Genomic DNA, 26,589 nt, shown 5'->3' with positions numbered 1-26,589 from the left:
CAGCACCAGGCATGCCGCATGCTGCTTGAACTCCGGGGAAAACGTACGTCTCTGCTTGCTCATCAAACACCTCTCCATGGCGAGCATTCTCGCCTAAATCAGTGTCCGGGTACATTAAACCACTACAGTTGGACTCTGAAGTGATCCCGCCACATTCATGCGCGAAGTTTTTTTAGAGGGCAATTGTGGCGAAACAAAGCAATCGAGTGCTGCCGTTTAACGGTTTCGCCTCCACCCGCTCCAACGACTTCAAAGCTAACGATAGAGAACTACAGTTCTAACGATGCGAATGTTGGAACGTCGGCAATTCCGCTTGAACACATCAGAAAATTCATCAACCTAACTGGAGATAAATCATGCCATAGCCGAGTGAGCGTTTTTTTTAAGATGGGAAAGAAAAAACCCGAGAGGTGAGAGTCTCGGGTCTTGGTTACTGCTTAAACTATTTGCATACCAAGTATCGTCCTTCCCACTTCCCCTGTCAACAAATCGCGCCGCCTGTTTCGACCAGGTGTGGGTTCGCTTTACCTCGTTCGCGGAGATGGCTAGCACCAGCTCTTCCGAGGATTGCCCCCGTGCGCCCGTATCAAATCAACGATAGCGAAGGACAAATCAAATGCGCAATACACCGCTTTTCACCCCACATATGATGTGGAAATTTGCAAACGAAGGCCGCGGAACTGGAACATTCGAGCACTTCCTTGCCTGGCACCAGATAAGACGAAGTGATCCTTCAAGCATGGGGCGCTCTCATTTACCGAAGTGGCGTGGGCGCCAGCACGACCTGTTGTCGGACCAGGAACTTATCTCCTTCCTCTTCTCAACCATGCATCCTGAAGTGATCGATATCCGGGAACAGATGCCGCTCCAACTTGAAGCAGGCCGGCATGAGCTTGCCGCCTATTGCGTCGATGTACCGGCATGCCCTTTTCCGGGCACGATCGAGCTAGCAGAAAGGCAAGGCATCAAGCACCCAGTGGTTCGGCACCGAGGGAAAACGGCAAGTTGGGTTCTCACCACGGATCTTCTGCTGACGCTGCAAGATGCAGCCGGCAACCTGCGTTTGTTGGCAGTGTCCGTAAAGCCATGTGAGCTAACCCCGGAAAAAAACCGCAGCATGGAACTCTTGAATCTGGAGCGCCAGTATTGGGTTGAACGCGACGTACCCTGGCTTTTCATCACCCCGACTGTCTATGACACCCTTGTTGGCGAACGGTTACGTGCCACAAGCGGGTGGGCATGGGGTGATGGCTTCGATGCCTCATTGCTCGACTGGATGGTCACGAAAAAACACAGCTTGAATCGAATGACGCTAACCCAGATTCTCAACAGCGCCGTCGCTCAGTGCGGAGCGATGAGCATTGCCCAGGATACTTTTTGGCGCGGCATTTGGACCGGTCGCCTCCATTTTGATCTTCGTCGCAGTTGGCGTCCATCAGCACCGGTCGTACTGGTCCCGCCGGCTCAGTTTTGGGAGCGTAATCCTATTGTTTCCGGGAGATCGTCATGGCGTCTTTAATGCACAACCAGACAGTCAAGATATCCAGTGAAGAGGTGCAAGGTATTTTTCGCGTAATTCTGAATGACATCCGCCAAAATTTGGTCTTCATGGTCCAACTTGATAAGTCGGCGGACTCAGAGTTACGCGGCCGGTCAAAAAGCGCATCTGGCCCAAAGTTCAACCGCAAAGCACCTATGCCACTTTGCGGTGAGATCCTTGCGTTCAACGGGACCGTACTGAATCAGATGGCTGATCTGCACATGCTTCAGGTTATTGAGATCGAACGCGAAAATTTCAATGACGCGAAGGCTGATCAAGAAAAATTCGAGAAACGCAAAACGGTCATGGCCGACTTCCTCGACTTCGATGCTTTGCGCAGCGCTATTGTCAACAGAGGATCTGTCACTTCGCTCATAGCAGAAGCCAAACAAAGACATAAAGTCAGCTCAAGTCTTATCTACCGGTGCTGGTCTCTCTTGTGCAGATATGGTTTCTCGGTCGATAGTCTGCGACCTCGCCGTGACCGCTGCGGTGAACCTGGTGCGACGCGTGATTGTGAGAAAGGAAAAAGAGCCAAATCCGGTCGTAAAACCGAACTTGAGCGTCTATCGAAAAAAGTGGGAGAAGTGATCGGCGCTGTTCAACCTGGAATGAACCTTGAATGGCGCCGAAAAATCATGCTTGCGGACAGCCAGATTCCTTGCCCAAAGCTGAAATTCAAAGAGCACTATCAAGAGATTCTACGCCTTGGTTTTACTAAAACCTACAAGGACGAGAACGGTAATTTGAAGCCTTTTAAACTGAGGAAAGGCGAGTACCCTAATCGGGAGCAGGTACGTCGTGTGCTGGAAATCGAGATCCCTCGCCTGAAGCGGCTGCGTCAAAAAACCACCAAAGGCCACTGGAAGCGCAACCTGCGCGCACTGACCGGTCGCAGTTGGGAAGGATGCCCGGGGCCAGGACACACCTGGGGCATCGATTCATCCATCGGTGACATCTATCTGCGCTCCAGTATCAATCGCGCGTGGGTCATTGGTCGTCCAATTGTCTACATGCTTGTTGACATATGGTCGACGGCGATCGTGGGATTTTACGTCTGCCTACGTGGACCTAGCTGGGAAATGGCCAAGGTAGCGATGTTCAACGCCGTTATCCGACCAGAGCTATTTAGTGAACTCTGGGGATTTGAAGCAGAAGCGACATTAAATCCCTTGCCAACGATGCCTGCGGTAGTGTTAGCCGACAACGGGGAATACAAAAGCTTCGCAGCAAAGGAGACAGCATTCAAGCTGATACCTCGGCTCAGCTTAACTCCCCCATATCGTCCCGACTTAAAAGGGATGGTTGAAGTGCTGCACCGCATCACCAAAGACCATCAGTTCTGGGTAGAGGGGGCAATCGACGCACGCAGAAAAGAACTGGAGTTGCGTAAGTTCGATCCCACCAAAGCTGTTTACACGGTTCGCGAATATGTGCAGCACATGTACAACATCTGTAGCGAATACAACCTCACTGCCGATCGCAGAAACAGGCTAGACACAGAAATGATCGCAGATGGCGCTGTTCCTTCGCCGGCCGGATTGTGGCGCTGGGGGCACGCGGTTGGAATTGGAACTCAGCGTAGCTTCAGTGAGGCCAATCTGATTAAAGAGCTGTTACCTTCAGCGCATATGACGATCAATCGAGATGGACTCAAGTTCGAAAATCTGGACTACAAATCCGAGTCAATCTCAGAGGATCAATGGACGGCGCTGGCACGTAACTGCGGTAGCTGGAAAGTACCTTGCCACTACTATCCTGGCTCCATGTCCCGCATCTGGACGGATAACACGATAGCTCGTACTGGCCTGCTTGAGCTGGCTCTATCTGATCACGCCAATACTGCGCCAACCAATACATATGAGGAAGTTCGCGACGCTTTCAAATTCAATAAACTCGACACAGCGCAGGCTGAGCACGACCTGGTGACGACACAGATGCACTTCCATCACGCCAATGTCAGTCTACATGAGCAAGCGAAAGCAAAGACCAAGGAAGCTATTGCGGCCTATAACGAACCCAAGCCATCACCTTCTGAAGCACGTGCGCTGGAAGCTCAGATCGGAAATAGGCCGTCGGCGCCGCCAGTGCCCAATCTGATTGGTACGAATTCACAACCGAGCATAGATGACGAAGACTCGTCGCACATGAGCATGCTCAAGGCTGTGCTCGATGCGATGCGCACTTAAGGAAACCAACATGCCTAATGATCTCAAATATCCCTTTGGCCCAAACATCCTTGAAGATGGCCTGCGGCCAATACTCTCAAGCGAGCAGGCGGTGGCCGCGCTTACGTATCTCCCACCTATGCGCGATGATATGGAATCGGTACCCAAAAAAATACGCCTTCTTCATCTGCTGGCCTTGAGAGAACTCCATATTCCGTCTCCGACAGAACTAAGGCTGTTCGATACGGTAGATGGCCTCGTCATGGATAGTCTTCGTATTCAGAATCCAAGCGTCGCCGCTAACTGGGTATACTTAAGGCGCGATAACCTTGGCTGCAGGCCACGTCCATCAGCCTTGTCCACATTAGTTGGCGGTGATTCTGGAACTGGTAAGACATCAAGCTCGCTCAACGTCCTGAGCACGCAACCTCAGACCGTCATTCACGAGAACTTTCCCAATGCCTCCCGGCCGGTGCAGCAGCTTGTGTGGCTGTATTGTCAGGTCCCTTCATCGGGAACTGCTGTTGATTTTGCAGCCGCACTTATGCACGAAACCGACCTGGCATGCGGAACCAATCGGTTTACCGAAACGCTTTCCCGCGGACGCAGCAGAATGCGAGGGCTGGCCATGCTGGAAGAGTGGACTAGAGTTGTGCGTAGCAGCTTTCTTGCGGTCGTACATTTCGACGAGATTCAGAACCTGTTCAAGCTCCCCACAGTCGCCAAGCGAAGGGCAAAGTCCAAGGAAGAAGAGAGGCCAGAGCTGCGCGTAGTGGAAGATCAATGCCTACGCTGGTATCTTAATTTCATGAACGGACCTACTGCTACAATATCTTCAGGAACGCCGGACGGCATTGTTGCGCTGACTTCGCGCTTTGCCACTACGCAGCGAATCGTGAACGGCGGCTATCATCTGTTCAAAACTATCGATAGTCCGCAGGATGTTTTTTATATCGGATTTTTGCAGGAGCTTTGGCGATATCAGTATGTCGTAAAGCGACTTGAGTATAGCGACGCCGCAGCCTCCCTGATAGTTGAACTCTCAGGTGGGATCATGCGCATCATCATCGCGCTTTGGGTCGCAGCACACCGGGTTGCTCTCAATCGCAAAGACGATCAGCTCAAGGAATCCGATTTTCGTAAAGCATCCGATACGCTACTGTCGCCACTCAAACCCGCCATTGAAGCTATCCGCTCGCGTGACACCACCAGAATTCGGCAATTCTCCGATATGCTGCGCGGCGATCACGAATTCTGGGTCACGTTTTGGCAGAACGGATAGGAAAAAAGCGCCAGGGCCTTAGCGACGGGCGTGTCTAATCTGGTAGGTATTGGACTAAATGCGGCAGCCGAGTGCTTCCTAGTGGAGCCTCGGCTCTTGTAGCGCCAGATATTCGAACCATGCGTTTTAGCATCGCAGTTAAATCGGCGCCGGCGTGCCTTACAATTCGCTCAAGATCCTCCAGCTTGACGCCGGCCACTATCGCACTTTCCGCCATCGTTTGTCCACCCAAATAGAAGTTAACTACCGCATCAAACAACCGACTCTTATCTTTTCCTTTGGTTGTCAAATTGGGCAAACCGTTGTCGCGCAGGCCGTTGATGACCGTATGCAGTTCCAATCCATTTTCCCGAGCAATTCGCAAATGGTTTCCGCGCGTACGCACATATTCGGACTTTAGATCGACGGACGTCTCCGATAACGACTCGGACACCTGTCTACGACGCGACGACGGCTCAGCTAAACTCTCAGCAGATAACGCATCCATCGCGGCCTTCGGCGAATCAAATAATACGCAGAAGGCCAGGATATAGGCGGCGACTGAAGACGAGCATGTTGAGAGATAGAGAACACCATCAATTTGATCTATCTTGTGTCCAACTGGTTTGGATGGCAGGCCAGGGAAAATCGTCTCCAGCCACTGAGCGGGAAATGTCTCGACGATCAAATCACTTAAAAGGCCATTTCCGGCCGCCGAAAAACCGCGTAGCCCAATCGCCTTGGCCTGCTGCATCAGTAAAGGTCTGATTTTTCTCACTTCAAATGGACGCTCACCAGAGGCCAGTGTCTGAGAGAGGCTGAGAAAACGGCGTATGGCAGGATGCGCGTGATTGTCTACCGCCCATTGGTCATCGATCAGATAGGCGGTGTCAACGTAGGTCGACGGTGGGCTGAGAAACGCATTATTCTTCTCGACATAACGCAAAGCTTGCCCATGCTCGGGGCACGCGTACATGCCAGGAAGCTGATGTGACCGGCGCCAGTAACTCATGCCTATCGTCTTGATGTCTTTATTAACGCACACCACACAGAAATAAGCACCGGGTCTCGCCAGGCGAGTGCTTGCGCAACGAATCATTGCACGGTCATTCTCATCCCCGTGTATTAGCTCAGGCTTGTGCGATGCGACGCATCGACGATATGGCATCAGTGTGTGGGCCCTTACAAACTGAGGCAGTGGCATGTTCGCGCAATAGGCCAACAGCTCAATCATCGACGGCGAACTACTTGAAAATTCTTTTAAAGGAATGTGTGATCGCACAACGGAGAAAAGGTTTTGTGCTTTCTCAGGCAGCGCATTAATACTGACAAAGCGCCCGTAGTAGCTTTCGTGAAATTCGTCGGAAATGATTGCTGGGTAAAACAATTAAGCGTCCAATACATCGTCTCAGCACAGACTAATTTAATTTGCGCCAGATGACATGCTACGTCCAGCGAGGAAGCAGCAGTATAGGGGTGGGAACACCACTATTCAAGCTGACCGTGCCGCCCATCTTCCGGTCTCAACACAGTGAGTACATACTGTGGCCGATCGCAACCGAGAGCTCGATAGGAAAGTGTTTCGCCTCATATGGGTATTACTACCATCTCCGCCGCTCGATCCTATAAGTCGCGTCTACCCATTCTCATCGGGTTCCGACACCTTCTCACTGACAGGAATGCTAGAGACCTTGATGAAGCAGAGGCCGAAATGGAGTACCCTGGATATTGATTCTTTGGTAGTTCTGCGTCAAAGTTATGGATCAGAATTGGATCTAGCAGCGCCCCAAAATGCTCGCGTCCGCAGCACTAAACGCTCGGGAGCTGATCGTGGTACTACTCAGTTCTCGAACTGAGCAAGAATGTATGGGCGTCGATTAAGATGAAAGGAGGAGTATGCGGGATCTCGGTAAGATGGGAGAGAGTTTCTTTAGTTTATGGAGCTCCAGCGCTGGGATGGTTGCTAATCCATCGCAAATCGATCGGGACGGCTGGGACTTCCTAGTGGAGTTTGCCGGAGAGAGTGACCCGGACGACATATTGTCGGGTATTCACCTGTCTTCCTTCACTTGCAAGGTACAAATCAAATCGTCGGACAATCAGAACCGCAAACTTTCGATTAAGCTTTCGAACTTGCATAGGTTGGCCACTACTCCTATGCCTGCGTTCTTGGTATTTATCGAGTTTGATGGAAAAGAATCTGCACAACGCGTTTTTGTGCGGCATGTAGATCACGACCTGATACGAGTAATATTGAGTCGGGTGCACGATGAAGAGCAACGACAAGAACGTCACCTCTTGCATAAAAAACGCTTGACGGTCTCTTATGACGAATCTCATATGCTCCCAGCGGTAAGCGGCAAAGCACTTGCTGATTCGATGCGGCATCACATCGGCGCTGATATGGCCGCTTATGTTGCCAGCAAGATCGATTACCTGGGCATGGTCGGGTTTGAAGACGGGCACGCTGTGGTGGAGTTCTCCTCGCAAAACACTGAAGATGTGACGAAGTTAATAAACATGTCGTTGGGATTAGGTGACTCGGTTGAGATTGCTGAACTAGTCACTTACAAAAAGCGCTTTGGAAAGAAAAGTGCCCTCCCTCACCGGAATGACCATAATGTCAGACTGGAAATGCCTCATCTAGAACCGACCTGTCAAGGCCTCCTGCGGTGCCGAACTGACAAGCTTGGCCCATCGCATGCTTTCCAGGTCAAGATGTACTCTTCGCCATTCAATCGGAGCGTTCCTGAGCACTACCGGAGAACTCGGCTTGCCTGCGATTTTTTTGATCTTATCTTCAATCCATTTGATCTCTCGCAGCCGTTGACATTTGCAACGGCTCCAAGTGCGGCTTTGCATGCCCGCCAAATCGAAATCCGCGAACTCAGTCGCCTTCTAGAATTTTTGTCATTGCTCTCTACCGCAGGGCAGCGCACCCGCGTTGAATTCCTGGTTGATACTAAGGTGCTGATGACATTCAACATGACCAGTCCTGGAATGTGCTTTCCTCTGAAGGAGGAACTGGCTGCTATCGAATGTGGCATACGCGTTTTGGATAAGCTTAGGATAATGATCCCGGTGCACATCTCGCTCGATCAGGCATGGCACTTTGCGACACGTCTCGGTGAAATGGACAAGATATTAAACACGGATGTCCTCTCATTCAAACTAGACATTCCACCCAGCGAACAGCTCGCTCAGCTACGCAGAGAATGGGCCTGCCTGCATTTCCTCACGACTCCTGTCGGTAACGTCTGGATCGGTGTCTTCGCTATCGTGATAGGCAAGCCATTACTTAATGCAGACGGTGGATTTACCGTTTACTCCACAAAGAAAGAGCTGGTTAAGACAGTCGTACGGAGCGATGGCGAACAAATACCCCGGGAAGACTTGATGACTGCGATCGACGAAATTGATGCGGAATACAACGCGTCGTACGACGTAGTATTGGCCTTTGATCCAAGGGACTTATAAAACTAATTGATTGCGGGCGCGTTGTGCTGATGTTTAGACGCTGCTGAACATGGACGCACCACTGGTCTTGGTTGGTTATATGTTCCATCAGTCTCGAGTTCCCGGATAACGGACAGCCAGATCGCCAATTACTGTTTCCGCAGTCTCTGGATTGGCCTGTATGACATGCTGCTCCAGAATGCGGAGATCATGGTCCAACAACACCCATCGCGACCTCTCCATTGATTGTTGATCCAGAACTGGAGAAATCGAGGAGATCGCGGCCAACGGAACAAGCGCCGTGACAAAAGTTTCGTTCATGAGTGCACGGGTACGCCGGTTTTCCAAAAAGTAGTTGAGCGCCCAATGTAGCTTCCCTCTCTCCGGCTGCGTTGGATCGTATACGAAGGCAAGGATCGCGCATCGGCGGCGAGTAGCTTCGCTTGCTGCCGCCGACAACGATCCCTGTGGACGGACTTCCCGGAATAGATCGGCTTCGGGTGGCAGCGCATTAGGATTCGTCAGCACATCCCGCAGCCGAGCCGTCAGCCAAGTCCGAATCACAATCGTAAATTTTTCCCCAAAGACGGGCTCCGCAAAATCGGTACGGTACACGGTCTCTCCAGACATCCGCAGAACCAGCTCTTCGCCCGCAGCGACCACCTCATGCGTCACTGACAAGACAGGGTCCGCTGTTCCGTGACGCGACAAAAATAAGGTGTTCTGGCCACGCTCACTGGTAACGCTCCAGCCGGACTGACCGACTCCAAGCGTGCCTCCAAGCGATTGACTCACACCTTTGAACACCGTATGCACCCGCTGAAGCACGTCGTTCAATTTAGCTGTGGTCTCCATCAAACGTCGATTAACTGAAGTGTCGAGCACATCGCGCAGCGCAGCCAACTCAGCATCAAGCGACATATTTGGCTCTTGGTCATGCATAATTCTGTCCATCCGTTCGCGCATCGCGTGCACAGTAGCAAACCGGTCAGCAATTCGAGGTGTAAAAGCGTCGTCGAACAGCGCCAATATCCGTCCCAACTGCGACGATGTGGCCTGCCGCAATTTCATCATGGCACCTTTTCGTTGATGAGGCATCCGGCCATCCTCGTCTTCCAGTACGTCGGGATGCTCTCCAGTTAGCAGGTAAAAGAAAATACCTGCAGCAAAGGACACATCCGACCTGGGATCTTGTTTTGACCGGCTTCCCGCTGACAGCTCAGGAAGTCGAAGAAACCGATTGCCTACTTCTTGCCAATCTTCGGTCTGAAAGTCGACATCCGCAAGATTGTGATGGCTTATCCCGAAATCGAGCAGCCACACGCTAGTCGCTACGCCTTGCTCAACAATAATATTATCGGGCTTAACGTCGCGATGAACACAGCCCTGCCGATGACAAGCCTGAAGAATATCGAGGATGCGCACCGTGATTAAAATTGCCTGATCCACAGACACTGACACCATTGACTCGCGCCAGGACCTCAGAGTTTTCCCGACAATAAATTCGGTCACGATGAAAGGGACTATATCGGGACTCGAGTGTAGATGAGCATTGCTCTCAACCAGCTTGGGGATGCCCTCAATCGCTAGGGTATCGTACGCACTTGCTTCGCGAAAAAACCGAGCTCGGCGTTCCGGAGCGGTTTTGGCCTTGATCACCTTCAGAAAGCCGATCTTTCCGTCGGCAAATCTACGGACGCGGAAGACATCGCCCTGACCACCTCCGGTTAATGCTTCTTCCACGTTCCAGCGGCTTCTCCACGTTTTGTCGTTGACCCAGGTAGGCAGACTGTCTTCTGGTTGGATCGTGGCAACACTTATTTCAGCAATACTTTTCAATATCAGGCCGCTCCCATTTATCAAAGATTTTTATTCGTCATGCGGGAGACTTCTGTGCGCACGGCCGCTACCCTCTTCTGGGAATCGAAACTTACAACAACGGCGCTTTACACTTTGACCCACTCGCAGGAGTGCTGCGCTATGACTACTATGGGTTCTTGGCCGAATTCGGCCAGTGGCCCGGGGATATGATCTGGCTCCTCTGAATAATACGCGAAACCTCACCGACCTGAGCGGCGGCGGTGCATAAGAACGAATGGCGGCGAACAGTGAAGACAGGTGGCAGCACCCCGTAAGAATGGGGGGAGCTAAAATGAAACCAGCTGACGGCAGTGATGAGAATACTCGCATACTCCCCACCAAGTTTTGAAAGATGGTCGCAGGCGCCGACCGTCTGCGGTACCTGCTTGAGCTGACATAAGCGTGTCCATTTCATTGATCGCGGCTGCATATGCGTGACGTAAACCATTAAGGGCGATATCTCCTTCAGGCGTTCGCAAAAAATGAGACTACCCATGCGGTCAGCACCAAGAGCTCGGACGGACGAAGCTGGCTTTGGCAGTTGAGATATCGCGATAAGAACGGATAGATGAGTTCAGACTCAGTTGGTAGACGATCAAACTCCCTGCAACTTCGATAGGTTTCTGCAAATTGACTAAAGCTCGTAATGAGCTTGTATACGCCCGCCGTGCGATAACTCCGAAGCCTGCCATTTGGCGTAAGTAGTCCATAGTCGCGTGCGTAAGAATTCAACCGCCTACGCTCGAACTCCACACGATCAGTGCCTGCATCGAAATCAGCAATCAAAGACAGCACGAACTCACCCATCCATTTAAACTTTTCGAAAGATTCCGGATCTGCCAAATGATTATGTATAGGGGCAAAACTATGACTATCTGGCGTTACCCAATGAAATCCCCGTGGTACGGTAGGTACTTGGGTTGTCAGCTGCAGAGGACGGTTATGTTCAAAGCATACCCACACACCCAGATACTGATGCCTCAATCGCCAGTAAGGCATGCCCGTCGTCGCCATATCCTCATTACAGCATGCGGGGCAACCCTTTAGCGGATGAACATTCCGAAAACCCCCAATAGGCAACGCCAGGGGAAAATTCAGCATTTTTTTTGCAGACCTTCTCCCTGACTCCACCTGCTTCAGTTGGTTACTGTTCATGAACATCCGGAAAAAACGGAAAAGTGTATGCTCCTCCAGGATCTGCTCCGCCGTGCCCAGGCTACCTTGTGTTCTTACTACGAAGATGTCGATTTCGCTATGGTCTTCGTGGAGGCTTCCTCCGCTTGCCGAACCAAAGAACATCTTGATGGTGTCTTCAGGAGACATCGCGCCACGAACCTGATGATTTCGGGCCAACAGGCTATACAAGGTCTCGTCTTCTTGCCAATTTAAAACCAACCCTTCTATTGGTTCTAATTGCGCCGCCTGTTGAGCGACCAATGCTTCTTCAATCTTTTTGCGACTATTTTTTTTCATTTTCGACTATATTTTGTTTTTTTCGACTTTATTTGCGCGGAACAATAAGCCCCATCCCGGGCACGGTAATAATTTCTTACAAATATAGCTTGCTATTAAATCGCACGCTATGTATAGTGTGTACATGGGCGCTGCAAACAGCGCAAACTGTAGTAGATTAGACAAGCTAGTCCACACCACTCACTGAAAGGATTTCATCATGTCGCTCGATAAAGTACTGTACACCGCACAAGCTAAAACCACCGGCGGCCGCGAAGGCCAATCCGCTTCGACGGACGGCAAACTGAGCGTCAAGCTGAGCACCCCGAAAGAACTCGGCGGCGCCGGCGGCGACGGCACCAACCCTGAACAACTGTTCGCATCGGGCTACGCAGCCTGCTTCATCGGCGCGATGAAATTCGTTGGCGGCCGTGACAAGATCGCCGTGCCAGCCGACCTGTCGGTGGAAACTTCGGTAGGCATCGGTCCTATCCCGACCGGCTTCGGCATCCAGGTTGAGCACAAAATCTCGCTGCCAGGCCTGGACCGCGAAACCGCGCAGAAACTGGTCGATGCAGCACACATCGTGTGCCCATACTCGAACGCCACCCGTGGCAACATCGACGTGACCCTGACCATCGTTTAATTCAGTCAGCTGAGTCCAGGGCCGGCACCTCTCTGAGGCGCCGGCCTTTTTCACATACAATCATTGTTTTTATCCCCAACGAGACAAGCAATGATTGAGTGGCACTGGCTGGCATTTGACGATATTCCCCGCGCTGACTGGTACGAAGTGCTACGCCAGCGGCAAGCTGTGTTCATCCTTGAACAAACCTGCCTCTATCCCGACATCGACGGCTGCGATCCGCTCTGCCATCACCTGATGGGCTGGCGCGAGATCGACGGCCAGCGCACGCTGGTGGCCTACCTGCGCTGCGTGCCGCCAGGTGTGAAGTTCGACGAAATGTCGCTGGGCCGCGTGCTGACCACGCAAGCCGGCCGTGGCGGCGGTATCGGCCGCGAGCTGTTGGCCAAGGCGATTCCCTTGGCGGAGAAGCTGCATCCGGGCCAGCGCTTCCGCATCGGCGCGCAAGCGCACCTGGAAAAATTCTACGCCAGCTTCGGCTTCAAGACCGTGACCGAGCCTTATGACGAAGACGGCATCATGCACGTCGATATGGTGCGTTAAAAGGTCAGGATGAAACGCGCGCCGGCGCTGACCGGCCGCGCGTAGCGCACCGTGCCGCCGTTGGCGTGCACCAGATGCCGCACCATCGCCAGACCGATGCCGCGCCCCTGCTTCTTGGTGGAGAAAAACGGCGTGAAGATGTGCGCCGCCAGCGCCTCCGGCACGCCGGAACCGTTGTCCGATACTTCGATGCGCAGGCGGCCGCCCCGGCTCAGGCGCGCGCTGACTTGCGCATGCGTGCCTGCTTCGGCCGCATTCTTCAACAGATTGATTAGCGCCTGTTCCAGCTGGCCGGGATCGATCATCACTTCCAGCGACGCTGGTTCGACTGAACACGTCAGCCGGCCCTGCCATTGCGGTTCAAGCAGGGCTTGCAGACGCTCGAACAGTTCTTCCAGCAACACGCGCTGCGGCTGCGCTTGCGGCACGGTCGACAGGCTGCGGTAGCTGCCGACAAACTCCACCAGGCTGGCGGCCCGGCGCGCGATCGCATCCAGCGCGGTATTCAGGTCGGCGTGGATGTCGGCTGGCAGATCGTTGTGCGCCTCTTCCAGCAAGCCGCAAGCGGTGCGCGACAGCGAAGCCACCGGCGTCAGCGAATTCATGATTTCGTGGGTGAGGACTTGCACCAGTTCGCGCCAGGCGTTGAGGGCTTCGGCTTCCAGTTCACTTTCCACCGGCATCAATGCAGCCAGGCGCTGCGCCGAACCTTGCACGGTCAGCGCGGAGACGGCGACCAGCGCGCGTTCGGCGCCACGTTCGGTGTCGAAGCTGACCAGCTGGCGTTGGCCGACCGCTTGCGCCGACAGCAGTTGATGCAGTTCCTGCGGCGCGATGGCGCGGCCCGGCGCCAGCAGTCTGCGCGCGCTGGCGTTCAACGGCGCGACCGCTGCGGCATCGATGCGAAACAGCGCGATGGGCGCGTGCTCCAGCCGGGCTTCCAGCACGAGGATAGCGTCTTGTGCTGCGCTGGTCTTGTGGCGCACGGCGCTGCTGTCTTCCATGCGCGGCGCGCGCGGCGCCAGACGGCAAAGGCATTGCCACAACAGGCTGGCCGGCGCCACTGCAAGCAAGCCACACAGCACGATGCGGCGCGGTTCCGGCGTGGGCGATAACAAATCTGCTGCGACGGCAAGCGCCATCAGGCCGACAGCGCCTGCCGCCACACCCAGCTTGAGCGCACGTTCAGATGCCATGCTTGCCCAGCTTGCGGTACAAGGCCGCGCGGCTGATGCCGAGCGTCTTGGCGGCGTGGCTGATATTGCCGTTGAACTGCGCCAGCGTCGAGGCGATGGCCGCGCGTTCAATCGCGTCCAGCGTGGCGTCGCCGCCCAATGGCGTGGCTGGCATCACGGCCGTGGAGGCCGCAGAGGCCGCCGTGGTGGCGCTGGCCGACATGGCCAACGTGGGCATCATCGTGGCCGCATTGGCCGCTGCCGCAGCGGCGATGCTGGCGTTGGCGGCCAGGCCGAAGTCGGCCAGTGCATACTCGGCGCCCTGGCCGAGGATGACGGCACGTTCGCACGCATGCCGCAAGGCGCGCACATTGCCCGGCCAGTCGTGCCGCAGCAGCGCATCCATTGCGCTGGTGGCAACCTGACGCGATGGCCGCTGGTACTGTGCCTCATACATCTGCAAATAATGGCGCGCCAGCAGCGGCACATCCTCGCGCCGCTCACGCAATGGCGGTACGCGCAGCACAATGGTATTCAACCGGAACAGCAAGTCAGCGCGAAACACTGACGGATCAAACAGGCAGGCTTCCTCCAGATTGGTGGCACTGATGATGCGCACATCGATCGCTTCCGGCTTATCGGCGCCAATCGGCGTGACTTCGCGCCGCTCCAATGCGGTCAACAATTTTGCCTGCGCCGCCAGCGGCATATTGCCTATCTCGTCAAGAAACAGCGAACCGCCGCGCGCCGCCTGGAAGCGCCCCGCCCTATCGGACCGCGCATCGGTGAACGAGCCTTTGCGATGTCCAAACAGCTCACTTTCAAAAGTCGATTCCGGCAACGCCCCCATGTCCACCGCCAGCAGCGTGCCGGTAGCGCGGCGCGATGCGGCGTGAATGGCGCGCGCCACCAGCTCCTTGCCAACGCCGTTCTCGCCCAGCACCATCACATTCGCCTCGGTCGGCGCCACGCTGGCGATCAAGGCCTTCAGCTCGCGCATGGCCTGCGACTCGCCCATCAGCTCTGGCGATCCAGCACCACCGCCGCGCGCGGCCTCGCGCCGGGCCAACGCCTGGTCCACCGCCGCGATCAGGCGCGCGTTATCCCAGGGCTTGGTGATGAAGTCGCCGGCGCCACGCTTCAGGGCTTCCACTGCCAGCGGCACATCCGCATACGCCGTCATGGCGATCACCGCCGGTGGACGCGCTTGCGCACGCAGCACATCCAGCAACGCCAGTCCTTCAGCGCCGTTGATGCGGCCCGGTGTGAAATTCAGATCCAGCAGCACCACGTCCGGCACGCCGCGCGCCAGCAGCGCGGGCAAGCCGGCCGGATCGCACAAGCTGGCAACCTGCCCATAGCGCCGGCGCAGCAGCAATTGCGCGGCGGTGGCGACATCGGCGTCATCATCGAGTATCAGGATATAGGCGGACATGCAGGCATTCTAGCAGCCACTCCGGCGCTGTAAATGCCACCATTGGGGCGGCTGTCCACTAGCGAACAGCAGCAACTGTTCGGAAATGAACACTCACCCGCCACAAACTGCCCAAAAGCCGGTTTTTCGGCATGGCACAGCGTTTGCAGTACGGTGCAATATGCACATCAAAAAAAATTTCGTCTCTGCCGCAGCAACGCCTCCCGCCAGCGGCGCTGCCATGGATAGCGTGGTGCCGCGCCGCCGTGGCAAGGGCGCGGCCATCGCCGGCGCCGTGCTGATCGCGGTGCTTGCCGCCGCTTGGGCATTGTGGCAGTGGATGCCGCGCGGCCTGCAGATCGATGGCGCCGACCTGCGCATCGGCCAGGTCACGCGCGGCGTGTTTGTCGATGAAGTGGTGGTGCGCGCGACGGCCGAACCACGCAACTCCGTGATCCTCGACGCAGTGGAATCGGGCCGTGTGGAAGAAGTGTTTGCCGCCGACGGCGCGCTGGTGCAGAAAGGCCAGCTACTGTTCCGCATCTCCAACCCGCAACGCAATCTGGAACTGCTGGCGCGCCAGTATGAGCATTCGGTCAGCATTTTTAACCTCTCCAATCTACGCGTATCGCAACAGGCCAGCAGCAGCGACCACCAGCGCCGTCTGGACGATGTACAGTTCGCGCTCGATCAGGCGCGTAAGCAGCATGCCCGCAATGTCCGGCTGGCGGCGCAGGGCTTCATCTCCAGCGTGGCCCTGGAAGAATCGGAAGACCGGCTGGCGCAACAGGAACGCGCGCTGAAGCAGGAGCAAACGGCCAACGCCGCAGAAACCCGCGTCCGACAGGGTGCGGAACAGCAGCTGGAAAGCTCGATACAAGGGCTGAACTCCGGCCTCAAACTGGTCTCCGCCACAGTGGACGCGCTGGCCGTGCGCGCCCCGGTGGAAGGCCGCCTGACCAATTTCCGCTTGCAGGTAGGCGAATCCATCGCCACCGGCAAAAACATCGGCCGCATTGATGATCCGGCGCGCTTCAAGCTCACCGCCAGCGTGGACGAGTATTACCTGAACCGCATGGCGGTCGGCCGTCACGGCAGCGTCAAGCAGGATGAGCGCAGCTATGCCGCCGACATCAGCACCATCTACCCACAAATCAAGGATGGCCGCTTCACCGTCGAAATGGTGTTCACGCAAGGCCAGCCGCCGGTGCTCAATCCGGGCCAGAGCCTGGACGCCCGCATCACCCTGGGCGAGCCGGCCACCGCGCTGCTGCTGCCGAACGGCGCCTTCATCAACGATAGCGGCGGCGCGTGGGTCTATGTGCTTGACGACAGCGGCGGCGCGCAACGCCGCGCGGTGCGCGCCGGCCGCCGCAGCAACAGCCAGATCGAAGTGCTGGACGGCCTGAAGGCGGGCGACAAAGTCATCCTGTCCAGCTACGCGGCGTACGGAAATTCACCACGGCTGCACATTACGCAGTAACCTCTTATCACTTCACCATAAGGCACATGCACATGCTCAAACTCGTCGGCGTCAGCAAAGTTCACCAAGCGGCGGAAATCCAGACCACGGCCCTGGATCGCATCGACCTGGAAATTGAGGCGGGCGAATATGTCGCCATCACCGGGCCTTCAGGCTGCGGCAAATCGACCATGCTGGGCATCCTCGGCCTACTGGACGTGCCGAGCAAGGGAGAGTACTGGTTTGAGGGCCAGAACATCGCCGGCTGGAGCGAGGCGCAATTGAACAAGCTGCGACGCGGTCGCATCGGCTTCATTTTCCAGAGCTTTAACCTGATCGAAGAACTGACGGTGTTCGAGAATGTGGAACTGGCTCTGGAATACAACGGCACGCCGGCGCGTGAACGGCGCGAGCGGGTGAGCGCGATGCTGGAAAAGCTGGGCGTCGGCCACCGCGCCGGCCACCGGCCTTCACAACTGTCCGGTGGTCAGCAGCAGCGCGTGGCGATCGCGCGCGCGCTGGTATCCGGCCCTGCCGTCCTGCTGGCCGACGAACCAACCGGTAATCTGGACAGCGCCCACGGCGACGAAGTCATGCGCCTGCTGCGCGATATCAACGCCGAGGGCACAACGGTGGTGATGGTCACCCACTCGCCCGACCACGCCGCGCAAGCTTCCCGCACGCTGAACCTGCTGGATGGGCGCATCATGGTCGACGCATTGCAGGCAGCATAATGCTGCGCGACTTCCGCATTGGCTGGCGCTTGCTATTGCAGCAGCCGGCTTACTCACTGGTGGTGATCGGTGGACTGGCGGTGGGCTTTGCCGCCTGCTTCCTGCTGTTTGGCTATGTCGCTTACTGCCTCAACTACAACAGCAGCATTCCGGATAACGACCGTGTGGTGGCGGTCAAGCAGCGCATCAATGTATTCCCCCGGCCCGAGTTTCAGTTGTGGGCCTTGCTGTCGCTGCGCGACGTGGCGCGCGGCAGTGGCATGGTCGATGAATCGATCATGTTCAAGGAGCTGGAAATGCCGCTGCGCGTCGGCGCCGATCTGAAGGCGCTGGACTTGCGGATCACCGATCCGGGCTTCATCAAGCTGTTCAACGTAAGCGCTGCGCAAGGCGACCTGCAATTGGCGCTAACGCAGCCGGACAGCCTGGCGCTGACGCACAGCGGCGCCGCCAAACTGTTTGGCACCCAAGCGGCGCTGGGCAGCAGCGTGCGCGTCGGCGACGTGACGCTGCAAGTACGCGCCGTGCTGCCGGACCCTCCCGCCAACAGCAGCGTCCAATACGAGGCGCTGATCGGCACCTCCAGCAGCGCATGGCCGGAGCGCGAAACGGCGTTCACCAAGCCAGGCCGCGCCACGCTGTTCATGAAACTCAAACCTGGCGTATCGATCGACACGCTGACCACGCTGCTACAGGAGGCCGGCGAGCGCGATCCCTTCAACCAGCGCATGAAGAGCGGTTCGCTGGGCAGGCGCCTCAACGGCCGCAATGTCGCAGACATCCGCCTGCTGCCGCTGCGTGATGCCTACTTCGATGAAGACCTGGCCGCTGGCCGGTCCGGCGAAAGCTACGGCAAGCGCAGCAGCGTACTGGGACTCGCGGCCGGCGGATTGTTGATTTTGCTGCTGGCGTCCATCAACTACGTCAACCTGGCGACTGTGCGCACGCTACGCCGCCAGCGCGAGATCGGCTTGCGCAAGCTGCTCGGCGCAAGCGCCGGCCAGCTGATACGCCAGTTTCTCTGCGAAGCGGTGCTGACGGCGATGCTGGCCGCCGTGCTAGGCCTGATGCTGGCGTGGCTGCTGCTGCCAACCTTCTCCGATCTGGTGAACCGCCGCCTGAACGGCATGTTCACGCCAGTGCACTGCCTGGCGGTGCTGGGCTTCAGCATGCTGATCGGCGTGTGCGCCGGCGCCTATCCGGCATGGCTGGCGCGGCACGCGCGTCCCGCCAGCGCGCTGGCGGGACGCGGCAACAGCGAAACCATGAGCGGCCTGTGGCTGCGCCGCGTGCTGACGGTGCTGCAATTCGGCAGCGCCATGGCACTCAGCGCCGGCACGCTGGCGGTGGGCTGGCAGACCTGGTACGCCAGCCACGCGTCGCCGGGCATCGATGTCAATCGCCTGCTGGTACTGAATATGCCATTCGACGCCACCGGCAAACCCAAGGCCGAAGCGTTTGTCGAACAGTTGCGCCGACTACCCGGCATCGACAGCGTCTCCACCATTTCAGAGGCGGTGGGCCGCGACGGCTACAAGCTGACCAACATCACTGCCGGCAAGGATGGCGGCGAGCTGCCGATGGAGGCCAAATTCGTCAGCCCCAACTGGTTCGAGGCCAACGGCCTGCGCGCGCTCCACGGCCAGACCTTCAACCCGCGCCTGAATCCGCAGGACGATAAGGACACTGGTGGCGTGATGCTGAACGCGGAGGCGGCAATGGCGCTGGGTTATGCCACGCCGCAGGAGGCCGTCGGACAAGCGTTGCCGCCAGGCGGTTCGCAAATCATCGGCATCGCGCCGGAGCTGCGTTTCCAGGGGCTGCACGCTGCACCGAAGGCGCTGATTTACCGCGTGAGGCCAAGTAGCGTGGTGATGCTGCGCACCGCCGCCAGCGCGGAAACCGCCTACGGCATGATCGAGCCGCTGTGGCGCCGCAGCTTCCCCAACGATATCCTGGAGATCAGCAGCCAGCAAAAGATACTGGCGGAGCGCTATGCGGCCGATACGCGGCTGATGCGTATTCTCGCCATCACCAGCGCGACTGCGATTGCGCTGGCGGCGTTCGGCATCTATGTGCTGTCGGCCTACAGCGTGCAGCGCAGCCGCCGCGAGATCGTGCTGCGCAAGCTGCATGGCGCCGGCCGCAGAGATATCGCGCTGATGCTGGGACGTGAATTCTCGCTGCTGGTCGGCGCCGGCGCGCTGATCGGGCTGCCGCTGGCCGCCGTGGCGACACAACGCTACCTGGCCAGCTACACCGAGCATGCCCCGGTCGGCGTCTGGACGCTGGTGGCGGCGCTGGCGCTGGCGACTCTGGTCGCGCTACTGGCCACCACGCGCCACACGCTGACCGCCATGCGCATGCCGCCCGTACTCGCCTTGAAGGATTAAACGATGCGCAACTTCCGTCTGGGCTGGCGCCTGCTGCTACGTAATCCGCTGAGCGCCGCTGTCGAACTATTGGGCCTTGCGGCAGGCTTTGCGGCCTGCTTCCTGTTGCTGAGTTTTGTCCGCTACTCCTTTAGCTACGACAGCGACGTGCCGCAACGCGAACAGATATACCTCATCAAGCACCGGCTGAACTTCATTCCCCAGCCGCAGTGGATGGAGTACACGCCGTTCGCCTTGCGCAGCGTGGCGCTGGAAAGCGACTTGCCGCTACAGGCCAGCATCTGGCGTCCCGGCCAGGCGAGCGTGAATCAGGAGGGCGTGATCCGCATGGTCGATTTCACCGTGGTCGATCCGGCGTTCCAGCAGATCGCGGGGCTGCGCGCCGTGCAAGGCGATCTGCAACAAGCGCTGACACAGCCCGACGGCGTGGCGCTGACCGAGCAGACTGCACGCCAGCTGTTCAGCACCGCCGATGCACTGGGCCGCAACATCGCGCTGAATGGCAAAACACTGCAAGTGCGCGCGCTGCTGCCGGACCGGCCATCCAACAGCACCATGCAGTTCGGCATACTGCTGGGCACCGGTACGGCGCTGTGGACCGAGCAGGAGCGACGCGGCATCCTGTCCAACTGGATGGGCATCGAAGGGCGCATTTACGTGAAGACCAGCGCCAGCCAGCAGAGGCTGGAAACAGCGCTACAGGACAGCATCGACAAGGCGCCCTGGGCCAGCATGGCCACGCCCGAAATGAAAATCGCGCTCAACGGCCGCAAGATGGTGGACGTGGCGGCAGGCCCGCTGGCGGATACGTATTTCGACCGCAGCGTCGCCAATACGATGGGCGCCGGTCCGCGCGGCGACATGCGCATGGTGCTGGCGCTCGGCGCGGCGGGTTTGCTGATCCTGCTGCTGGCGATGGTCAATTACATCAATCTGGCGACGCTGCGCACGGTGCGCCGTCAGCGCGAGATCGCCATGCGCCGGGTCATGGGCGCAAGCACGCGGCAGCTGCTGGTGCAGTTCATGAGCGAGGCGCTGCTGCTGTCATTTGCAGCCGCCGCGCTGGGCGTGCTGTTGGCGTGGATGCTGCTGCCGCTGGCGTCCGAGCTGTTGCAGCGCCAGCTGGATGGCATGTTCACGCTGCCGGCGATGGCCGCCTGGCTGGCGTTCGGCGCACTGGTTGGCGCTTTGGCTGGCGTGTATCCCGGCTGGCTGGCGCGCGGCGTCGACATGCAAGCCACATTGGCGCAGCGCAGCGGCGACACGCCAGGCGGCGCGTGGCTGCGGCGCGCGCTGACGGCTTTGCAGTTCAGCGTTGCCATCGGCATGGGCAGCGTGGCGCTGGCGATTCTGTGGCAGACGCAGTTTGCCGCCGCCGCGCCAACCGGCTTTGATCCGTCGCCGTTGCTGGTGATTGATGCGCCGCTGGCGCTCGACCAGGCGCCATCCACCGCCGTACGCGACGCGTTGGCGCAGCTTCCTGGCGTAGCGGGTGTGACCGTCAGCCGCAATGTACCGGGCCGCGATGATCACACTGGCACACGCGGCAGCGATACGGTCAAGCGCGTTGATGGCAGCAGCGTGGCCATGTCGCTGCAGTTTATCGGCACGGATTTCTTCAAGGTGTATGGCGTGCAACCGCTGGCCGGTAGTTTGTCTCTACAGTACAAGCAACAAGCGGCAGCAGGCGAGGAGCAAAACGTGGTGCTCAACCAGGCGGCGGTCAAGGCGCTGGGATGGGCGACGCCGCAGCAGGCAGTCGGGCAGCGCATCAACGGCAGCATGCTGCGGGTAGCGGGCGTGGCGCCAGAACTGCTGTGGGAGACGCTGCGCGATCCGGTGCGGCCCCTGATGTACGTGCAGGAGCGCGATATGGGCCTGCTCACCGTGCGGCTGAGCGGCGCGCGTAGCGAGGTCGAGCCGGCCATTACTGCTACGTGGCTGCGCTACTTTCCAGGCCAGCCTCCGGCAATACGGCAGGTGTCCAGCTACTATGCACAAGCCTATGCAGACGATGTGCGGCTGGCACGCCTGCTGGCCTGCGCGACGGCGCTGGTGCTGGTGTTGGCGATATTCGGCGTCTATGTGCTGGCAGCGCACAGCGTACAGCGGCGTGCGCGCGAAATCGTGCTGCGCAAGCTGCATGGCGCCGGCCGCGCGGCGATTGCGCTGCTGGTCGGGCGCGAGTTTGTGCTGCTGACCGGTACGGCGGCGCTGATCGCATTGCCGCCGGCCTGGCTGGCAATCGGGCGCTACCTGGCGCCATTTGCCGAACATTCACCGCTCGGCAAATGGGCGCCCTTCGCAGCGCTTGCTCTAGCACTGCTGGTGGTAGCAGCAGCCACCGCGCGCCACACCTGGTCAGCGATGCGCATCGCTCCGGCGCGGGCGCTGCGGGAATAAAAAACGGCAGCCCGCAGGCTGCCGTTTCGAAGGAGTGGCGAGGCAATTACTTGATCGACACAAGCGTGATATCAAACACCATCGTCGAATTGGCGGGAATCGCAATACCATACTTACCTGCAGGACGCGCAGTTGCACCGTAGCCAAGTGCTGGCGGAATTATGACGGTACGCGTGCCACCAACCTGCATTCCGATGATGCCGGTGTTAAACCCGGTGACGGTGTCCGTGCTACCAATCACCGTCGGTAACACGGCGTCAGTGGTAGCAAGATTATCGTCAAATTTGGCGCCTTTGCGATTTTCGCGCGTGCCGTCATACAGCCAGCCGGTGTAACGTACAGTCGCAGTCTGGCCGTTGACGGCGGCCGGACCTGTACCAATCACCAGATCCTTGGTCACCAAGGTGGTCGGCGCAGGTTCATTAGGAATGATTACCGCCTTGGTGATGCTGACCATTTCAAAGTCGAACACGGTCGGCGAATTGGCAGGGATGGCGGCGTAGGTGATGCCGTTGACGGTCACCGCATCGCGCTTGTTGGCGCCGAAGCCCAGGTTGTCCGGCAGGATCGCGGTGCGGGTGCCGCCGACGCGCATGCCGACCAGCGTCTGGTCCCAACCTGCGCCAACGCTCGACAGCGCGCCAGCGCCCGAGCCGACGGTGAACGAACCCGCACCCACACCCACGGTGTAGGTGAAGGTGGTGCTGTTATCGTAGGTGCTCATGATCTTGGCGCCACGATTGCCATTGGTGGTGGCAGTCTCGCTGTACAGGTAGCCGGTATATTTGATGGTTACCGTATCGCCAGACGCGGCCACCAGGTCACCAGTGCCGACCTTGGTTTCGGTCATTTTGTACGCTGGCTGCGCTACCACCACGGTGGCAGGAGTTTTATCGCCGCCGCCACAGGCGACCAGGGTTGCTGCGCAAGCCGCAGCAACGATCAATTGCAACATCGCTTTCATATTTACCTTTGATGAGTATTCGTATTCGGTAGTCCCGGCGCAGAAGTTTAGCAGACGTCGCCACTTCCGCTCCCGCCACTACATTCAGTTACATATTTTTGTCTTCAAATTTCCACTTGCGTGCCAAGTTCAATCACACGGTTGGGCGGAATCTGGTAGTAGTCGGCCGCACCACGCGCATTGCGCGACATCGCCACAAACAGGTGCTCGCGCCAGGTCGCCATGCCCGAACCGGGCGCCGAAATCACCGTCTGGCGGGCGATGAAGAACGAAGTCTCCATCATCTCGAACGGCAGTCCCAGGCACTCGCATTGCTGCAGCGCGCGCGGAATGTCCGGTTCGTCCTTGAAGCCGTAATAAATGTTCAGCTGGTAGCACTGGTGGCCAAGGTCGGTGACCTTGACCTGTTCGGCCTCAGGCACATACGGCTCTTCGATAATGTGCACGGTGACGAACACCACCCGCTCGTGCAGCACCTTGTTGTGCGACAGATTGTGCAGCAGCGCGTGCGGCACGCCGTCGCTTTCGCCGCGCATGAAGATGGCAGTGCCATACACGCGGGTCGGCGGCGCCACGAACAGCGAGGACAGGAACTCTTCCAGCGGGATTGCGTGTTTTTGCAGGTTTTCAAACACCAGCTGGCGGCCGCGCTTCCAGGTCAGCATGACGGTGAACAGGATCACGCCCAGCAGCAGCGGGAACCAGCCGCCGTGGAACAGCTTCAGCGTGCTGGCCGAGAACAGCGCCACATCCAGCGTCAGGAACAGGCCGGTGGCGGCGATGCACAGCGCCAGCGGCAGATGCCAGCGGTAGCGGATCACGAAGAAGGTCAACACAGTGGTGGCCAGCATGGTGGCGGTGACGGCGATGCCGTAGGCGCCAGCCAGCTTGTCGGACGAGCCGAAGCCCACCACCGCCAGCAGCACCACGCCCAGTTGCAGCCAGTTGACCGCCGGGATGTAGATCTGGCCGATTTCGCTGGCCGAGGTGTGCAGGATGCGCATGCGCGGCAACAGGCCCAGCGCAATCGCCTGCTTGGTCATCGAGAAGGTGCCGGAGATGGTGGCTTGCGAAGCGATCACCGCCGCCATGGTCGACAGCACCACCAGCGGGTACACGCTCCATTCGCCCAGCTGGTGGAAGAAGGGGTTGTACACCGCGTCCGGATGCATCAGCAGCAGCGCGCCCTGGCCCAGGTAGTTCAGCGCCAGCGCCGGGAACACGATCATGAACCAGGCGGCGCGGATCGGCTTCTTGCCGAAGTGGCCCATGTCGGCATACAGCGCCTCGGCGCCGGTCAGCGCCAGCACTACCGCGCCCAGCGCGACGAAGGCGATCATGCGGTTTTCGTACATGAAGCGCAATGCGTGGTGCGGGCTCAGCGCGGCCAGGATTTGCGGTGCCTCGACGATATTGATGACGCCCATGATGGCCAGCGCGGCAAACCAGATCACCATGATCGGGCCGAAGAAGCGGCCAATGCCGGCGGTGCCGTGGCGCTGCATGGTGTACAGCGCGATCAGCACGATGATGGTCAGCGGCACGATGTACTGTTCCAGCCCCGGTGCGGCGACTTCCAGGCCCTCGATTGCGCCCAGCACCGAAATGGCCGGGGTGATCACGCTGTCGCCGTAGAACATGGTGGCGCCGAACACGCCCAACAGCATTAGCGGGAAATGCCAGCCATGCGCCACTTTGTTGACCGAATTCAACGCCAGCGCCATCAGGGCCATGATGCCGCCTTCGCCGCGATTGTCCGCGCGCAGCACCAGGGTCACGTATTTAAGGGAAACGATAATCGTCAGTCCCCAGAAAATCAGCGAGATGATGCCCAGCAAATTGCCTTCGCTGAGCGCCAGCCCGTGTTCGGGATCGAAAATGGTTTTCAGGGTGTAGAGAGGGCTGGTGCCGATGTCGCCATAGACGATGCCGACTGCCGCCAGGGTAAGCGCCGCCAGACTGCTTTTCTTGTGTTGCTCGGTCAAGATTGCACCTGTTGTTGTTTTGGTGCATTGCACAATAGGTGATGTATATGCAAAAGGCAAGAATATTTTGGCATTGTGGAGGCGTTCCAAACGGTCATATCCGAGAGTGTACGCCGCCCAAGACGGGAGCGCGAGCGCTGCGGCGAGCGGAGTGCGCATGGATGAGGGATAATGTCAGACCGTCCATATCTTTTAGCAGATTTTCCCATGAACTCCGGTATTTTGTACGCCACGCTGGCCTTCCTGTGCTGGGGCTTGTTCCCGTTGTATTTCCACGCCATCAAGGAAGTCCCGCCGCAGGAAATCCTGGCGCACCGCATGCTGTGGTCGCTGCTGTTCCTGGTGGTGGTGCTGAGCGTACGCCAGCAATGGAAATGGCTGCCGAAAGTGCTGCGCGAGCCGCGCGTGCTGGGCAGCTTTGTTGCCAGCGCGCTGTTGCTGACGGCGAACTGGGGCGTCTACATCTGGGCGGTCAACAATGGCCACGTCATCGACGGCAGCCTGGGTTATTTCATCAATCCGCTGGTGAATGTGCTGCTGGGCGTGCTGGTGCTGAATGAGCGGCTGCGGCGCGGCCAGTGGGTCGCCATCGCGCTGGCCGCCAGCGGTGTCGCCTGGCTGACCTGGCAGGCCGGCCATTTGCCGTGGATTGCCTTAATTTTAGGCATCACCTTTGGCGGTTACGGCCTGCTGCGCAAGACTGCGGCGCTGGCGGCGCTGGAAGGGCTGTCGCTGGAAACCATGATTTTGTTCCCGGCCGCGCTGGCTTACGTCCTGTGGCTGAGCTGGCAAGGCCACAACACCTTTCTCAACACGCCCTACGACAGCACCCGCTGGCTGCTGGCGGCGGCCGGCCCGATCACCGCGATTCCGCTGCTGCTGTTCGCCGCCGGCGCACGCAAAATCCCGATGGCGGCGCTGGGCCTGATCCAATACCTGTCGCCGACCATGCAAGCCATGCTGGGCGTATGGTTTTTCCACGAAGCCTTCCCGCCGGAGCGCCTGACCGGCTTCCTGATTATCTGGACCGCGCTGGCGCTGTATGTGGCCGAAGGCTTGTGGGCCGCCCGCCGCGCTAAATAGTGGGAAGATGAACGGATTTATCGTATCCTGTCGTCCTTCACTGCATTTCT

At 58.2% G+C, this 26,589-nt stretch carries 18 protein-coding genes; 11 read left to right on the top strand and 7 right to left on the bottom strand.

All coding sequences use genetic code 11. The features are described 5' to 3' along the window. Positions 1-616: 616 nt before the first annotated feature. The 3 genes from KW842_RS25960 to KW842_RS25950 are packed head-to-tail and all read left to right on the top strand — an operon-like array spanning position 617 to position 4,990. A complete protein-coding gene (locus KW842_RS25960) occupies positions 617-1,519 on the top strand; it encodes a TnsA endonuclease N-terminal domain-containing protein (protein ID WP_218307030.1) in 903 nt (300 codons plus the stop codon). Further along, a complete protein-coding gene (locus KW842_RS25955; RefSeq protein WP_218307029.1) occupies positions 1,507-3,729 on the top strand; it encodes a transposase in 2,223 nt (740 codons plus the stop codon). Before KW842_RS25960 ends, KW842_RS25955 begins: the two co-directional genes overlap by 13 nt. A gap of 10 nt (positions 3,730-3,739) precedes the next feature. After that, a complete protein-coding gene (locus KW842_RS25950; protein WP_218307028.1) occupies positions 3,740-4,990 on the top strand; it encodes an AAA family ATPase in 1,251 nt (416 codons plus the stop codon). A gap of 34 nt (positions 4,991-5,024) precedes the next feature. Here the strand turns inward: KW842_RS25950 and KW842_RS25945 are convergent, their stop codons facing one another. After that, entirely contained in the window at positions 5,025-6,356 is a 1,332-nt protein-coding gene (locus tag KW842_RS25945; protein ID WP_218307026.1) for a TniQ family protein, read from the bottom strand. A 509-nt stretch (positions 6,357-6,865) separates the two neighbouring features. On the opposite strand from KW842_RS25945, the gene KW842_RS25940 reads away from it, so the two are divergent. Continuing rightward, entirely contained in the window at positions 6,866-8,446 is a 1,581-nt protein-coding gene (locus KW842_RS25940; RefSeq protein ID WP_218307024.1) for a hypothetical protein, read from the top strand. Between the two features lie 87 nt (positions 8,447-8,533). On the opposite strand, the gene KW842_RS25935 is transcribed toward KW842_RS25940, so the two are convergent. After that, positions 8,534-10,264, bottom strand: coding sequence for a protein kinase (locus KW842_RS25935; RefSeq protein WP_218307023.1), 1,731 nt, complete (start codon positions 10,262-10,264; stop codon positions 8,534-8,536). 486 nt (positions 10,265-10,750) lie between these two features. Next, entirely contained in the window at positions 10,751-11,758 is a 1,008-nt protein-coding gene (locus tag KW842_RS25930; RefSeq protein ID WP_218307022.1) for a TniQ family protein, read from the bottom strand. A gap of 199 nt (positions 11,759-11,957) precedes the next feature. On the opposite strand from KW842_RS25930, the gene KW842_RS25925 reads away from it, so the two are divergent. Together KW842_RS25925 and KW842_RS25920 are read left to right on the top strand one after the other, a co-directional pair. Beyond that, on the top strand, positions 11,958-12,383 hold the full coding sequence (locus tag KW842_RS25925; protein ID WP_218307020.1) for an organic hydroperoxide resistance protein: 426 nt from the start codon (positions 11,958-11,960) through the stop codon (positions 12,381-12,383). Between the two features lie 90 nt (positions 12,384-12,473). Next, positions 12,474-12,926 (top strand): GNAT family N-acetyltransferase, encoded by a 453-nt coding sequence (locus tag KW842_RS25920; protein WP_218307018.1) that lies wholly within the window; start codon positions 12,474-12,476, stop codon positions 12,924-12,926. Here KW842_RS25920 and KW842_RS25915 read toward each other — a convergent pair. Beyond that, positions 12,923-14,122: a PAS domain-containing sensor histidine kinase gene (locus KW842_RS25915; RefSeq protein ID WP_218307016.1), complete on the bottom strand. Its 1,200-nt coding sequence runs from the start codon at positions 14,120-14,122 to the stop codon at positions 12,923-12,925. The two genes, KW842_RS25920 and KW842_RS25915, sit on opposite strands and share 4 nt — an antisense overlap. Then, the gene (locus KW842_RS25910; RefSeq protein ID WP_218307014.1) at positions 14,112-15,536 is read right to left on the bottom strand and encodes a sigma-54 dependent transcriptional regulator; all 1,425 of its coding nucleotides are present in this window, start codon (positions 15,534-15,536) and stop codon (positions 14,112-14,114) included. Before KW842_RS25910 ends, KW842_RS25915 begins: the two co-directional genes overlap by 11 nt. A 160-nt stretch (positions 15,537-15,696) precedes the next feature. Between KW842_RS25910 and KW842_RS25905 the strand changes: the two genes are divergently transcribed. The 4 genes from KW842_RS25905 to KW842_RS25890 are packed head-to-tail and all read left to right on the top strand — an operon-like array spanning position 15,697 to position 22,507. After that, entirely contained in the window at positions 15,697-16,998 is a 1,302-nt protein-coding gene (locus KW842_RS25905; protein WP_229223911.1) for an efflux RND transporter periplasmic adaptor subunit, read from the top strand. Positions 16,999-17,030: 32 nt separating this feature from the next. Continuing rightward, a complete protein-coding gene (locus KW842_RS25900) occupies positions 17,031-17,711 on the top strand; it encodes an ABC transporter ATP-binding protein (protein ID WP_218307013.1) in 681 nt (226 codons plus the stop codon). Beyond that, positions 17,711-20,104 carry an FtsX-like permease family protein gene (locus KW842_RS25895; RefSeq protein ID WP_229223910.1) on the top strand — a complete coding sequence of 798 codons (2,394 nt, stop codon included), beginning with the start codon at positions 17,711-17,713 and terminating at the stop codon, positions 20,102-20,104. Before KW842_RS25900 ends, KW842_RS25895 begins: the two co-directional genes overlap by 1 nt. A gap of 3 nt (positions 20,105-20,107) precedes the next feature. Next, positions 20,108-22,507: an ABC transporter permease gene (locus KW842_RS25890; protein ID WP_218307011.1), complete on the top strand. Its 2,400-nt coding sequence runs from the start codon at positions 20,108-20,110 to the stop codon at positions 22,505-22,507. Between the two features lie 46 nt (positions 22,508-22,553). On the opposite strand, the gene KW842_RS25885 is transcribed toward KW842_RS25890, so the two are convergent. Both KW842_RS25885 and KW842_RS25880 read right to left on the bottom strand, forming a co-directional pair. After that, positions 22,554-23,471 (bottom strand): FKBP-type peptidyl-prolyl cis-trans isomerase, encoded by a 918-nt coding sequence (locus KW842_RS25885; protein WP_218307010.1) that lies wholly within the window; start codon positions 23,469-23,471, stop codon positions 22,554-22,556. Positions 23,472-23,575: 104 nt separating this feature from the next. Then, the gene (locus KW842_RS25880) at positions 23,576-25,456 is read right to left on the bottom strand and encodes a potassium transporter Kup (RefSeq protein WP_218307009.1); all 1,881 of its coding nucleotides are present in this window, start codon (positions 25,454-25,456) and stop codon (positions 23,576-23,578) included. Between the two features lie 207 nt (positions 25,457-25,663). Here KW842_RS25880 and rarD point away from each other — a divergent pair, with 207 nt between their 5' ends. After that, on the top strand, positions 25,664-26,539 hold the full coding sequence (rarD, locus tag KW842_RS25875) for an EamA family transporter RarD (protein WP_218307007.1): 876 nt from the start codon (positions 25,664-25,666) through the stop codon (positions 26,537-26,539). The last annotated feature ends 50 nt before the right edge of the window (positions 26,540-26,589 follow it).

The sequence above is a fragment of the Duganella sp. sic0402 genome, from assembly GCF_019219065.1.
Taxonomy (GTDB): Bacteria; Pseudomonadota; Gammaproteobacteria; order Burkholderiales; family Burkholderiaceae_D; genus Rugamonas.
This window is presented reverse-complemented; position numbering and strand designations above follow the sequence as displayed.

Excerpts from the sequence above, each read along its gene's own strand:
- KW842_RS25910 (WP_218307014.1), bottom strand. The coding sequence starts at position 15,536 with ATGTCCGCCTATATCCTGATACTCGATGATGACGCCGATGTCGCCACC.
- KW842_RS25915 (WP_218307016.1), bottom strand. The coding sequence starts at position 14,122 with ATGGCATCTGAACGTGCGCTCAAGCTGGGTGTGGCGGCAGGCGCTGTC.
- KW842_RS25905 (WP_229223911.1), top strand. The coding sequence starts at position 15,697 with ATGCACATCAAAAAAAATTTCGTCTCTGCCGCAGCAACGCCTCCCGCC.
- KW842_RS25930 (WP_218307022.1), bottom strand. The coding sequence starts at position 11,758 with ATGAAAAAAAATAGTCGCAAAAAGATTGAAGAAGCATTGGTCGCTCAA.
- KW842_RS25955 (WP_218307029.1), top strand. The coding sequence starts at position 1,507 with ATGGCGTCTTTAATGCACAACCAGACAGTCAAGATATCCAGTGAAGAG.
- KW842_RS25885 (WP_218307010.1), bottom strand. The coding sequence starts at position 23,471 with ATGAAAGCGATGTTGCAATTGATCGTTGCTGCGGCTTGCGCAGCAACC.
- rarD (WP_218307007.1), top strand. The coding sequence starts at position 25,664 with ATGAACTCCGGTATTTTGTACGCCACGCTGGCCTTCCTGTGCTGGGGC.
- KW842_RS25940 (WP_218307024.1), top strand. The coding sequence starts at position 6,866 with ATGCGGGATCTCGGTAAGATGGGAGAGAGTTTCTTTAGTTTATGGAGC.
- KW842_RS25895 (WP_229223910.1), top strand. The coding sequence starts at position 17,711 with ATGCTGCGCGACTTCCGCATTGGCTGGCGCTTGCTATTGCAGCAGCCG.
- KW842_RS25890 (WP_218307011.1), top strand. The coding sequence starts at position 20,108 with ATGCGCAACTTCCGTCTGGGCTGGCGCCTGCTGCTACGTAATCCGCTG.
- KW842_RS25925 (WP_218307020.1), top strand. The coding sequence starts at position 11,958 with ATGTCGCTCGATAAAGTACTGTACACCGCACAAGCTAAAACCACCGGC.
- KW842_RS25900 (WP_218307013.1), top strand. The coding sequence starts at position 17,031 with ATGCTCAAACTCGTCGGCGTCAGCAAAGTTCACCAAGCGGCGGAAATC.
- KW842_RS25960 (WP_218307030.1), top strand. The coding sequence starts at position 617 with ATGCGCAATACACCGCTTTTCACCCCACATATGATGTGGAAATTTGCA.
- KW842_RS25950 (WP_218307028.1), top strand. The coding sequence starts at position 3,740 with ATGCCTAATGATCTCAAATATCCCTTTGGCCCAAACATCCTTGAAGAT.
- KW842_RS25920 (WP_218307018.1), top strand. The coding sequence starts at position 12,474 with ATGATTGAGTGGCACTGGCTGGCATTTGACGATATTCCCCGCGCTGAC.